12 protein-coding genes and 1 tRNA gene are annotated in these 12,355 nt (G+C 63.0%); 7 read left to right on the forward strand and 6 right to left on the reverse strand.

Annotated features, from left to right (window positions below; all coding sequences use genetic code 11):
• The first annotated feature begins 307 nt into the window (after nt 1-307).
• From queC to ACO550_RS21495, 5 genes are all read left to right on the forward strand, one after another.
• Nucleotides 308-991 (forward strand): 7-cyano-7-deazaguanine synthase QueC, encoded by a 684-nt coding sequence (queC, locus tag ACO550_RS21475; protein ID WP_315594868.1) that lies wholly within the window; start codon nt 308-310, stop codon nt 989-991.
• Nucleotides 992-1,075: 84 nt separating this feature from the next.
• Nucleotides 1,076-2,191, forward strand: coding sequence for a YeeE/YedE thiosulfate transporter family protein (locus ACO550_RS21480; protein WP_315594867.1), 1,116 nt, complete (start codon nt 1,076-1,078; stop codon nt 2,189-2,191).
• Between the two features lie 70 nt (nt 2,192-2,261).
• Nucleotides 2,262-2,337: transfer RNA gene (locus ACO550_RS21485), tRNA-Lys, on the forward strand.
• A 168-nt stretch (nt 2,338-2,505) separates the two neighbouring features.
• Nucleotides 2,506-3,264 carry a hypothetical protein gene (locus ACO550_RS21490; RefSeq protein WP_315594866.1) on the forward strand — a complete coding sequence of 253 codons (759 nt, stop codon included), beginning with the start codon at nt 2,506-2,508 and terminating at the stop codon, nt 3,262-3,264.
• A 157-nt stretch (nt 3,265-3,421) separates the two neighbouring features.
• Nucleotides 3,422-5,434, forward strand: coding sequence for a diguanylate cyclase domain-containing protein (locus tag ACO550_RS21495; RefSeq protein WP_315594871.1), 2,013 nt, complete (start codon nt 3,422-3,424; stop codon nt 5,432-5,434).
• 16 nt (nt 5,435-5,450) lie between these two features.
• On the opposite strand, the gene ACO550_RS21500 is transcribed toward ACO550_RS21495, so the two are convergent.
• From ACO550_RS21500 to ACO550_RS21510, 3 genes are all read right to left on the reverse strand, one after another.
• On the reverse strand, nt 5,451-5,963 hold the full coding sequence (locus tag ACO550_RS21500; RefSeq protein WP_315594865.1) for a DUF3318 domain-containing protein: 513 nt from the start codon (nt 5,961-5,963) through the stop codon (nt 5,451-5,453).
• Nucleotides 5,960-6,337, reverse strand: a complete 378-nt coding sequence (locus tag ACO550_RS21505) for a phage holin family protein (RefSeq protein ID WP_315594864.1) — start codon at nt 6,335-6,337, stop codon at nt 5,960-5,962. The genes ACO550_RS21500 and ACO550_RS21505 overlap by 4 nt, the downstream gene beginning before the upstream one ends.
• Before the next feature lie 189 nt (nt 6,338-6,526).
• Nucleotides 6,527-6,844 (reverse strand): ElaB/YgaM/YqjD family protein, encoded by a 318-nt coding sequence (locus ACO550_RS21510; protein WP_315594863.1) that lies wholly within the window; start codon nt 6,842-6,844, stop codon nt 6,527-6,529.
• A 293-nt stretch (nt 6,845-7,137) separates the two neighbouring features.
• On the opposite strand from ACO550_RS21510, the gene ACO550_RS21515 reads away from it, so the two are divergent.
• Nucleotides 7,138-7,776: a peroxiredoxin gene (locus tag ACO550_RS21515; protein ID WP_315594862.1), complete on the forward strand. Its 639-nt coding sequence runs from the start codon at nt 7,138-7,140 to the stop codon at nt 7,774-7,776.
• Nucleotides 7,777-7,923: 147 nt separating this feature from the next.
• On the opposite strand, the gene ACO550_RS21520 is transcribed toward ACO550_RS21515, so the two are convergent.
• Nucleotides 7,924-9,117 carry an acyl-CoA dehydrogenase family protein gene (locus ACO550_RS21520; RefSeq protein WP_315594861.1) on the reverse strand — a complete coding sequence of 398 codons (1,194 nt, stop codon included), beginning with the start codon at nt 9,115-9,117 and terminating at the stop codon, nt 7,924-7,926.
• Nucleotides 9,118-9,306: 189 nt separating this feature from the next.
• On the opposite strand from ACO550_RS21520, the gene ACO550_RS21525 reads away from it, so the two are divergent.
• Nucleotides 9,307-10,119, forward strand: coding sequence for a helix-turn-helix domain-containing protein (locus ACO550_RS21525; RefSeq protein WP_315594860.1), 813 nt, complete (start codon nt 9,307-9,309; stop codon nt 10,117-10,119).
• Between the two features lie 69 nt (nt 10,120-10,188).
• Here the strand turns inward: ACO550_RS21525 and kynA are convergent, their stop codons facing one another.
• Both kynA and kynU read right to left on the reverse strand, forming a co-directional pair.
• Complete coding sequence (kynA, locus tag ACO550_RS21530) at nt 10,189-11,061, reverse strand: tryptophan 2,3-dioxygenase (RefSeq protein ID WP_315594859.1); 873 nt, start codon at nt 11,059-11,061, stop codon at nt 10,189-10,191.
• 12 nt (nt 11,062-11,073) lie between these two features.
• Entirely contained in the window at nt 11,074-12,330 is a 1,257-nt protein-coding gene (kynU, locus tag ACO550_RS21535) for a kynureninase (protein WP_315594858.1), read from the reverse strand.
• Nucleotides 12,331-12,355 lie beyond the last annotated feature (25 nt).

Consider the following 12,355-nt stretch of genomic DNA (forward strand, 5'->3'; position numbering starts at 1 on the left):
TAACCGGACGCAGTGCGTAAGTCAGGAAAAAACCCGCGAATTCGCGGGTTTTTTCTTTTTTGGGAGTGTTCGAATCGTCGTTGGTTTGCTCCCCTCTCCCGCGCGCGGGAGAGGGGCCGGGGGAGAGGGTATGAGGTTCTGCTTGCCGACTCTCGCAATTTGAACCGCTGGCCCTCTCCCCCAACCCCTCTCCCGCATGGCGGGAGAGGGGAGCAAACCAGGGGAGACCAACCACAACCGCGCTAAAATAAACGATTCGCCCATCGAGGCGTGTCCAACAGCGCGCTTGTTCCGCGCGCAACCCATCATGACCAAACGCGCAATCGTCCTGCTTTCCGGCGGCCTTGACTCCGCCACTGTCCTTGCCATGGCCAATGCGGCCGGGTATGAAACCTATGCCTTGTCGATGCGCTACGGCCAGCGGCATTCGTCCGAACTGGATGCCGCAGCGAAAGTGGCCGCCGCGCTGGGTGCCAAGCGCCACGAAATCATCGACCTGGATTTGCGACGCTTTGGCGGCTCGGCGCTGACCGACGACGCGCTCGACGTGCCTACCGATGGCGCCACCGGCGGCATCCCCATTACTTATGTACCCGCACGCAATACGATCATGCTGTCGCTGGCATTGGGCTGGGCCGAGGCGATCGGTGGTCGCGACCTGTTCTTCGGGGCCAACGCCGTCGACTATTCCGGTTATCCCGATTGCCGCCCCGAGTACGTGTCGGCCTATGAGACGCTGGCCAACCTGGCAACCAAGGCGGGCGTTGAAGGTGACCGTTTTCACGTGCATGCACCGATCATCGACATGACCAAGGCCGAGATCATCCGTGCCGGCATCAGGCTCGGGGTCGACTATGGCCTGACCGTGTCGTGCTACAAGGCCGACGATGAAGGTCGCGCATGCGGGGTTTGCGATTCGTGCCGTATTCGCAAGACAGGTTTTGAAGCAGCTGGCGTGGCCGACCCCACGCGCTACCAGTCGGCTGCATAAAGCAGCAAGCACGGAAGCGGGGCGCCGCCCACGAGCGCCTCCTTCCAAGAGAAGAAATACAAGTCCACGAGCCCCCGGTCCAACATGCCTGACATCGATATCCCCGCGCTGACGCACACCGTATTGCTGAGCACCTTCGTCCTGACCTTCCTGTTTGGCGCCGTGCTGCAACGTACGCACTTCTGCACGATGGGCGCCATCTCGGACATCGTCAATATTGGCGACTGGAGCCGCATGCGCATGTGGATCATGGCCATCGGCGTGGCGATGATCGGTACCGGTGTATTGGCGTGGGCTGGACTGATCGATCCGACCAAGACGATCTATACGTCGGCGCGCCTGGGCTGGTTGTCGGCAGCCGTGGGTGGGCTGATGTTCGGTTTCGGCATGGTGCTGGCATCGGGTTGCGGCAGCAAGACGCTGGTGCGTATCGGCGCCGGCAACCTCAAGTCGCTCGTGGTGTTCGTGTTTCTCGGCTTGTCGGCCTATATGACGTTGCGCGGCCTGTTCGGCGTGGTGCGCGTGAATACGGTCGATGCGGTGGCGGTGACGCTGCCGTCGACGCAGGACCTGCCGTCGCTGGTGGCGCAAACCACCGGCATGGCGCGCGGCACGCTGCAGCTGGTGCTTGGCGTGGTGATCGGCGCGGTGCTCGTGATCTGGGCGCTGATCGGCAACGGCTTCCGCACGTTCGACAACCTGCTCGGTGGCCTGGCCGTGGGCCTGATCATCGTGGGCATGTGGTACGTATCGGGTCATCTGGGCTATGTGTCCGAGGATCCGAATACGCTTGAAGAACTGTTCGTGGCCAGCAATAGTGGACGCATGGAAAGCCTGAGCTTCGTGGCCCCGTATGCGTACACCCTCGACTGGCTGATGATGTTCAGCGACAAGAGCAAGGTGCTGACGATCGGCATCGTCAGCGTGATTGGCGTGATTGCCGGTGCAGCCGGCTATGCGCTGGTGTCGCGCACGTTCCGCTGGGAAGGCTTCGGCAATGCCGAGGACGTGGCCAATCACATGGTCGGCGGCATCCTGATGGGCGCCGGCGGCGTGACGGCGCTGGGCTGCACGATCGGGCAGGGCCTCTCCGGCGTATCGACGCTGGCGGTCGGCTCGTTCATCGTGTTCGCCACGATCCTGGTCGGCGCGATCCTCGCTTTCAAATACCAGATGTGGCGTCTGGAGCGTATGGCCTGAGCCGTCCGACTCACGTTGGAAACTTGACAGTCCATAGGGTGCTCCCTATAATCGCGGATTCAGTTTTTCCGGGTCGTTAGCTCAGTCGGTAGAGCAGCGGACTTTTAATCCGTTGGTCGCGTGTTCGAGTCACGCACGACCCACCAGCATTCCCAGAAGGGCCTGTGGCGAAAGTCACAGGCCCTTTTGTTTTCTGTACCTTCCTGTGCGCTTGCCCGTTCCATGCGCAAGCGCACACAACGCCGTCTGCAATCCGCGGCTCCGCTGCCTAGAATAAAAATCCCCATCCCTGCGGAGGCCGATGAGCAGACTTCATGCGCCGGCTTGCGGGCCGTCTGGCCCTGCTTTTCGCCCTGGTTCTGCTTGGCGCCGATGCGGCATGGGCGTCCGATATTGCCTGTCCGCTGTCGTACCAGACTCACTCGCGTAACGATCTCCGTGTGCCCGGCAGGAAACTGATCTGCGAATACGCGATGCTGAACCACGCGTACGAGGCAATTCATGCCGACCAGCAGCGCAGGCTGCGCGCCGGTACCTTGCGACGCAATGATCTGCAGGCATGGCGCAGGAAGCGCGATGCCTGCGGGACGGTCAAGTGTGTCGATGCGGTGTTCGCGGAATGGAATCGGACTGCGTCCGCCCAGGTGGCGCGAGGCGCGCCACCTGCAAAGATGGTGAAGGTGCCCGATGACAAGGTTTCGAAGGGCGCGGGGCCTAGCCCGCCCGTGCCGCCGGCTTGGATGGCGCCGGTAGTCGTCCAGTCCACGATCGAGCCGCGCGTGGTTACGCTGCGTGAATCGCTGCCGCCGCTGCCGTTGGCTGCGCGCCGCAGCTACGACCAGCGGGCTGTGCAGCCGCATCGCCCCTTGTTGCCATGGGGCGTGTGGCTGGGCGCATTGCTGATGGCGATGGGCGCGCTTGGCTGGTTCGTGGTTCGCAGGCGGCCGATGTACTACCGCGCCGTGGCACTCACTACGCTTGCGTGGCTGCAAAGGCTGCCAATGCTGATGGTTATCCTCGGTGGACTGGCCTTTCTCAACGGCTTGTTGCTGTTGATTCTGCTAGGCAGTTGAATGCTGTTTCTACCCGGTTCCAAATAACCAGTCTGAGTTAGAGACACCCCGTAATGCGTCGTTGACAATGCAACCGGATGCGGTCTGCCAGTACGTGGGCGGCCGTGGTGCATTCATCGACAAGTGCCGGGCCATGACCCGGCGCGGGAAGCCTCATATGCAGCATGCTGGTGGTGGAGGAAGCCTGCCGGCCAATGAGCACGTACTGCGTGTTGTCTGGCCGTTCGTCCCGGTGGTACTGGCGTTGGCATTGTTGTGCGTTGCCAGCGTGGACGTGCTGTCCGCCGCGCGCGGCTTCGTTGCGGGCGAGAGTCTCTGGACCAAGGGGCAGAAGGCCGCGGTCCTGCATCTGCTGCGCTACGCCGAAAGCCGGCGCGAGGACGACTACCAGGCCTATCTTGCCGCGATCGCCGTACCGCTCGGTGATCATCAGGCGCGTCTCGAACTGGAAAAACCCGATTTCGATCGAGCGCACGCCGTGAATGGATTCCTGGTTGGCGGCAATCATCGTGACGATATCCCGGGCATGATTCGCCTCTACCGGTACTTCCGCAATGTGCCCGAGATCGATGAAGCGATCTCGGTCTGGGCTGCGGCCGATGTGGAAATCAGGCGGCTCGAAATCATGGCGCGGCGCCTGCGCGAACGCGCCAGTGAACCGGCTTGCGATGCCGCCTGCGTAGCGCCGCTGCAGCGCGACATTGCCGATATCGATGCATTGCTGACGCCGATGGAAGAAGCGTTTTCCAATGCCTTGGGCAAGGCATCGCGACGGGTGCGTGCGGTGTTGATGTGGTGCGTGGCGGCCGCCACGCTGTTGATGCTGGTGTGCGCCACATGGCTGTCGAAGCGGACCACACGCAAGCAGCGCGAGCTCAGGCAGGCGCTGGCGGTCAGCGAGGAACGCCTGCAACTGGCGGTGGCCGGCAGTAGCGATGGGCTGTGGGACTGGCATCCGCATCGTGGCGAACTCTACTTCTCGCCGCGCTGTGCCGAGATGCTCGGCTATGGCGCGCGTGAGCTGCCATACGCGCGCGAGACCTTGCTGGCATTGATGCATCCGGCCGATGTGGCCGAGTTCGACCGCCGCCTGGTTGGTCATGTACGCAAGGGCTTGCCCTACGATGTGGAGATGCGCCTGCGCCGCAAAGGCGGTGGTTATCTGTGGGTCAGGGCGCGCGGACAGATCGTGCGCAGCGCGGTGGGCAAGGCTGTACGCATGGCCGGGTCGCTAAGCGATATTTCCGATCGCAAGCGTTTCGAGGCGCAGCTGTTTGCCGAAAAGGAGCGCGCTCAGGTCACGCTGCAGGCGATTGGCGATGCCGTGATCACGACCGATGTCTGGGGGCGGATCCAGTCACTGAATCCGGTGGCAGAGGCAATGACAGGCTGGACCGAGGCCGAGGCGGCCGGCTGCTTCCTGCAACAGGTCTGCCGCCTGCATGACGAAGCCAGCCGCGAGCCGGTCAACGATCTGGTGCCACGCGCGCTGGAGAACAACTGGCCCAGCCAGGTGGTGATGCAGCTCACGCGCAGGCTGCCGGGCGAGCAGGGCGCGACCGTTGCGGTGAAGCCATCGGTTGCATTGATTCGCGACAAGGGTGGCCAGGCCATCGGGCTGGTGGTCGTGCTGCACGATGTGAGCCTGGAGCGCGCGCATGCCGCGCAACTGGCCTACGAAGCCAGTCACGACGCGTTGACCGGGCTGGTCAACCGGCTCGAATTCGAGCGTCGGCTCGGCGCAGCCGTGACGCGGGCCCAGCTTGAAGGTTGCGTACATACGCTGATGTACCTCGATCTAGACCAGTTCAAGACGGTCAACGATACCTGCGGTCACGCGGCCGGCGACGAACTGATCTGCCAGCTCGCGGACATCATGCGTCAGCAACTGCGGCGCAGCGATACGCTGGCCCGGCTTGGGGGCGACGAGTTTGCGGTGCTGCTCGAATATTGTCCGGCGTCAGATGGCGAGCGCGTGGCCGAGGCGCTGCGCGGCGCCATTGCCGCCTATCGCTACTGCTGTGGCGAGCACGATTTCTCGGTCGGCGTCAGTATCGGCCTGATCAGGATAGACGAACGGACGCTCAAGCGCGAAGATGCACTCGATGCGGCCGATCTGGCTTGCTATCGGGCCAAGCGCGATGGTCGCAATCGTGTGCGGGTGGGCTGAGCAGGGCTGGCCAGGCTCAGGGTTGGGGCGCGGCAGGCGGCGATGCCACCAGCGGATCGCGGAAGCCGGTGTCCACGGGGGCCGGGCCGGCCGGGACCACGTGTGCGGCGGGCGCTGGCTGCTGCGAGGCATTCCAGGTCTTGTAGGCCCAGTACCCGGCACCAGCGATCATGCCGACTTTCGACAGCTTCCAGGCTACCCGGCCAAGCGGCGTCTTGCGCAGCAAGGGCATGGCCAGCGTGATGGCCGTGCTCAGCATCGGATAGTCACGCGTGATACCGAGCAGCTTGAGCCAGCCCGACGGGCGCGTCATGCGTGGCAACCATGCGCCGACACTGGTCATGCGGCGCGCGCCGCCCTTGACCTGATGCAGGGCCTGCACCGCGTCATAGCGTTCCAGCGCGGCACGGGTAATCAGCAATTCCTTGCGCACTGCCAGTGGCAGGCGTACTTCACGCGTGAAGCGGACCGGGCGCGGATGATCGCGACGCGGGAGGTTGTCGATCGATTCGTCTTCGGGCGTGGTCATTGGCGCAGCATCTCCCGGTCTTTATCGAGTTCGGCCAGCGTGGATTCGAACAGCGGCGGGGCATGGCGAACCTTGTTGCGGGCTATCAGCAGACAGGCCGCGGCACAGACCACGTAGAACACCACGATGGCGCCAATGGCCTGCCAGCGGTAACTTTCCCAGAACAGGATGGCAATCAGCAGCGTGAAAGTCATCAGCGCCATGCTGAAGAACACCAGCCCGAAGCAGGCCAGTAGCGCAATCTTCATCAGCCGCGTGCGCTCCTCGGCCAGCTCCACGCTGGCAAGCTCCAGGCGTGTCTGCAGCATCGACACCACCGAACCGGTGAGGTTGCGAAGGGAGTCCAGGAACTTGGGGGAATGGGATTCGCTCATGCGGCTCCGGCGGAAAAACGATGCGCCGGCAGGGGCGGCATCTGCGACGGTGGACCGGCAGCGGCTGATGGGCCGCGCCGGTCCGTCCTGAAACTTCATGCAGCCCGGCGCAGATGCGCGGCCGGGCTGGCAAAACGGTACTACGCAATACTGCGGCGCCGACGTTGGGGTCGGCAGCCGCTTGCTTGCTTACTTGCGGTTCAGCAGCAGGCCGACCAGCAGGCCCACGCCGGCCGCCACGCCCACGGCGCGCCACGGGTGGTCATGCACATAGTCGTCGGTGGCGCGTGCGGCCGCCTTGCTCTTGGTCACGACAGCGTCTTGCAGATCCTGGGCCTTTTCCTTGGCCTGCTTCAGCAGGCCCATGCCACGCTCACGCAGTTCGGCGGCTTTCTCGCCGGTGGTCGAGGCCGCTTGCTTAAGCAGTTCTTCGGCGTCGGACAGAACGGTCTTGACATCGCTCATCAGTTTCTCCTGTTTGCGGGCGGTTGGTTCAAGTGGTGACATTTTGCCTTGCTCGCTCCGGCTTGTGGCGTTTCTTGTCTTCCACCTAGCATATGTGGCGGTTTGCCATCGTTTCAAGCTCGCCGCTACAAAGCTGTACACATGTCACGCAACGTGCCACCGTCCGCAACGGTTTTGGGGAACAATGGCGCGCCGCTCGAGGTCTTTATGACTTCGAGTGATTTTGTAGTGACTTTATATTCGTTTGGGTTGGATGGCAATCCGGCTAAGCTGGTTCACCGGTTTTTACCTTTCCTTACTTTCGTTTATTTTCAGTTTCTTTGGAGACTTCTCTCATGGCATTGCGTCTTGGCGATATCGCACCGGACTTCGAGCAAGAATCGAGCGAGGGCCGCATCCGCTTCCACGACTGGCTGGGCGAAGGCTGGGGTGTCCTGTTCTCGCACCCGGCCGACTACACGCCGGTGTGCACGACCGAACTGGGCCTGACCGCCAAGCTCAAGGAGGAATTCGGCAAGCGCAATGTCAAGGCGATCGCCCTGTCCGTGGACAGCGTGGAGTCGCACAAGGGCTGGATCCAGGATATCAACGACACGCAGTCCACCTCGGTCAATTTCCCGATCCTGGCCGATGGCGACCGCAAGGTTTCCGAGCTCTACGACATGATCCATCCGAACGCCAACGAGACGCTGACCGTGCGTTCTCTGTTCGTGATCGACCCGAAGAAGAAGGTAAGGCTGATCATTACCTACCCGGCCAGTACCGGTAGAAATTTCAACGAGATCCTGCGTGTCATCGATTCGTTGCAGTTGACCGACCACCACAGCGTGGCCACGCCGGGCAACTGGCAGGACGGTGATGATGTGGTGATCGTGCCGTCGCTGAAGGATGAAGAGGTGATCCGCCAGAAATTCCCGAAGGGCTACAAGGCGGTGCGTCCGTACCTGCGCCTGACGCCGCAACCGAACAAGTAAAGAAAAACCGGGCGCGGGGTTTGCACCCCGGCCCGGCCGAATACTGCTTTACCGATGTCGTAAAACGACGGGGTCGTGCCCGTCGTCTCCTTGGTAGTGTGCTTCCGCCCGGCCATGGTCACCGCCATGGGCCGGGCTTTTTTCGCTTCAGAAGAATGCTTGCAGGCCGGTCTGGGCGCGACCCAGGATCAGCGCGTGGATATCGTGCGTGCCTTCGTAGGTGTTCACCACTTCCAGGTTCACCACGTGGCGGATCACGCCGAATTCGTCGGAGATGCCGTTGCCGCCGAGCATGTCGCGTGCCACGCGGGCAATGTCCAGCGACTTGCCGCACGAGTTGCGCTTCATGATCGAGGTGATTTCCACCGCGGCCGTGCCTTCGTCCTTCATGCGGCCCAGGCGCAGGCAGCCTTGCAGGCCCAGCGTGATTTCGGTCTGCATGTCGGCCAGCTTCTTCTGCACCAGCTGCGTGGCGGCCAGCGGGCGGCCGAACTGCTTGCGGTCCAGCGTGTACTGGCGGGCGGCGTGCCAGCAGAACTCGGCGGCACCCAGCGCGCCCCAGGCAATGCCGTAGCGGGCCGAGTTCAGGCACGTGAACGGACCCTTGAGGCCGCTGACGCCCGGCATCAGGTTTTCTTCGGGCACGAACACCTGGTCCAGCACGATTTCGCCGGTGATCGAGGTGCGCAGGCCCACCTTGCCATGGATGGCCGGTGCGGACAGGCCCTTCCAGCCCTTTTCCAGGATAAAGCCGCGGATGGCTTCCTGGCCGTCCTCGCCCATCAGCTTGGCCCAGACCACGAACACATCGGCGATCGGGGAGTTCGTGATCCACATCTTGGCACCGCTCAGCTCGTAGCCGCCGTCCACCTTCCTGGCGCGCGTCACCATCGAGCCCGGATCCGAACCGTGGTTCGGTTCAGTCAGGCCGAAACAGCCAATCCATTCGCCGGTGGCCAGCTTCGGCAGGTACTTCTGCTTCTGGGCTTCGGTGCCGAATTCATAGATCGGCACCATCACCAGCGACGACTGCACGCTCATCATCGAGCGGTAGCCCGAATCCACACGCTCCACTTCGCGCGCGATCAGGCCGTAGCTGACGTAGTTCAGGCCCGGGCCGCCGTACTGCTCGGGGATCGTCGGTCCCAGCAGGCCCAGTTCGCCCATCTCGCGGAAGATCTCCACATCGGTCTTCTCGTTGCGGAACGACTGCAGCACGCGCGGCATCAGCTTGTCCTGGCAATAGGCCGCGGAGGCGTCACGGATCATGCGCTCGTCGTCGGTCAGTTGCTGGTCGATCAGCAGCGGGTCGGCCCAGTGGAATTCGGCATTGGCAGCCATGGAGGTCTCCTTCTTCAGTGGCGCGGCGAAGGCGCTCGCCTTCGATCAAAAAGAAATTTTCTGGTTCCGCATTGCGGAACCTTGTTCCGATGAGCTAGTATAGCTGAACCGATTCGCGCTGCAACAGGGGATTTCCGCGCCCCTGAGATTTGCGTTCGACAATCGACCACTCAACCTTGGAGCCTCGCCTTGGCCACATCTTCCGTCGCTGCCGCCGCCGAGCCGGTGCAGCGCGAACGCGAAAGCGATCCGAACTTTGTCACCGCGCTGGCCCGCGGGCTGGAATTGCTGCGGTGCTTCCGCACCGGCGAGGCGATGCTCGGCAACCAGGATTTCGTGCGACGCACGGGATTTCCGAAAGCCACGGTCAGCCGGCTGGCGGGCACGCTGGTACAGCTCGGCTATCTGCGCTACGACGAGAGCCTGGGCAAGTATGCGCTCGACGCCGGGGTGCTGGCATTGGGCTTTTCTTACCTGTCGGCTTCCGATGTGGTGGCGCTGGCGCGTCCGCACATGCTGGCGTTTGCGCAGACCCACGGGGTATCGGTCTCACTGGGCAAGCGTGAGCGGCTGGAGGTGATCTATCTCGAGTCAATCCGTAACGATGCGGGCGTGATGCTGGGGCTGGGCGTGGGATCGCGCCTGTCGCTGGTATCGAGTTCGATGGGGCGCGCGTATCTGGCGGCCCTGCCGTCAGCGCGCCGCGACCGGGTGCTGGCCGAGTTCGCGCAGGCGTATCCGGAACAATGGAAGCAGCAGGAAACGCCGATGCGCGCGGCGCTGGCTGCCGCCGAGCGCGATGGCTACGCACCGTCGTTCCGCGACTGGCATCCGGCCATTCATGCGGTTGCGGTGGCGTTCAAACCGGTTGGGGAAAAGGATCTGCACATGCTGAGTTGCAGTGCATCGTATGGCGCGGTCAGCGAGGAAACGTTCCACGAAAAGCTGGGGCCTGCGTTGCAGGTGCTGGGCGCAAGGTTGTCGGATCCGGCGGGACGTTGAAGCTTAGGGTTGTCGTTTTAGCTCCCCTCGCCCACGAAGTGGGAGAGGGGAGAACACCGGCACCAGTATTTAAAGATCGGTTCGCAATTTCCACAGTTCCGGGAACAGCACCACATCCAGCATCCTGCGCAGATAGCTGACGCCTTCGGTGCCGCCGGTGCCGCGCTTGAAACCGATCACGCGCTCCACCGTCGTCACATGGCGGAAGCGCCATTGACGGAACGCGTCTTCGAGATCGACGAATTTCTCGCCGAGTTCGTACAGCTCCCAATGCGCTGAGGGATTGCGATAGATCTCAAGCCACGCGGCTTCCACCGATGCGTTGTACTGGGTCGGCTGGGTCCAGTCGCGTTCCACCACTTCCGCATCGATGTTGAATCCGCGCCGAGCCATCAGGCGGATGGCTTCGTCATACATCGACGGCGTATGGAGGGCGGTCTCCACCAGCGCCAGATGTTCTGGCCGATGCGCGTGAGGCCGAAGCATCGATGCATTCTTGTTGCCAAGAATGAACTCGATCTCGCGATACTGGTAGGACTGGAATCCCGATGACGCACCAAGGTAAGGGCGCATGGCCGAATACTCGGGCGGTGTCATCGTGGCCAGCACGTTCCACGCCTGGACCAACTGATCCATGATGCGCGAAACGCGCGCCAGCATCTTGAACGCGGGGCGCAACTGGTCGGTCTTCACGCCTTCGCGCGCGGCGCGCAACTCGTGCAGCATCAGCTTCATCCACAGCTCGGTGGTCTGGTGCTGCACGATAAACAGCATCTCGTTATGGTCCGGCGACAGCGGATGCTGGGCGCTGAGGATCTGGTCCAGGCCCAGGTAGTCGCCATAGCTCATGTCGCGCGCGAAATCCATCTGCGCGCCGTGCCAGCTGCCATCGTCGGCGGGTGCGGCACCGTGCCCCATCGGGCAACCCTTGAATTCACTCATGATCCGCTCCGCTCAGGTCACCGCGGTCCGTACCGCAAAGCGCGCGTCGCGGTAGGCGCCGCTATCGAGCACGTGACGAATGATCTCGACGGCATCCCATACTTCGGTAAAGCTCGTATAGAGCGGCGTAAAGCCAAAGCGCGCAATACCGGGTTCGCGATAATCGCCAATCACGCCACGCTCGATCAGCGCCGCTACCAGTGCATAGCCGTCGGGATGCGCGAAGCTGACCTGGCTGCCACGCTTCGCATGTTCACGCGGCGTGACCAGCGTCAGCGGGTGCGCGCTGCAGCGTGCTTCGACCAGTTCGATAAACATGTCGGTCAGCTTGAGCGACTTCGTGCGCAGCGCGCTCATGCTGGTCTGCGCGAAGATGTCGAGGCCACATTCGACCATTGCCAGCGACGTTACCGGCTGTGTGCCGCACAGGAAACGGCTGATGCCTCGCGCGGGGGCGTATTGCGGCGACATCGCGAACGGCGCGCCATGACCCCACCAGCCCGACAACGGTTGCCAGAACTGGTCGCGCAGCGCCGGTGCTACCCACACGAAGGCGGGCGAACCGGGGCCGCCATTGAGATACTTGTACGTGCAGCCGATCGCGTAGTCGGCTTTGGCGGAATTGAGTGCCACGGGCACGGCTCCGGCCGAATGTGCCAGGTCCCATACCGTCAACGCGCCACGCGCATGGGCCAGTTCGGTCAGGCCGGCCATGTCGAGCATCTCGCCGGTCTTGTAGTTGACGTGGGTCAGCATCAGCACGGCGGTGTCGGCACCGACCGCGGCGTCGATTTCCGCGGGACTGTTGACCAGACGTACTTCATATCCTTGCTGCAGCAGATCGGCCAGGCCTTGTGCGATATAGAGGTCGGTCGGGAAGTTGCTGGCCTCGGACACGATCACGCGGCGTGCAGGATCACGTTGCTGCTGCACGCGCAGCGCGGCGGCCAGCACCTTGAACAGATTGATCGACGTGGTATCGGTCACCACCACTTCATCGTGGCCCGCGCCAATCAGCGGCGCCAGCAGGTTGCCCAGGCGGCCTGGCAGGTCGAACCAGCCGGCGGTGTTCCAGCTGCGGATCAGGCCGACGCCCCATTCGGCATTGACCACTTCGGCTGCACGTGCGGCGGCCGCGCGGGGACGCGCACCCAGTGAGTTGCCATCGAGATAGATCACGCCCTCGGGCAGGGCAAATTGTTCGCGCAGGGCGCGGAGCGGGTCGTCCCGGTCCAGTGCCTGGCAGCGTTCGCGTGTCAGGTTCGTCATGAGGATTCCGTAAGTCAGCGGTTCG

This window comes from Cupriavidus sp., assembly GCF_057315035.1.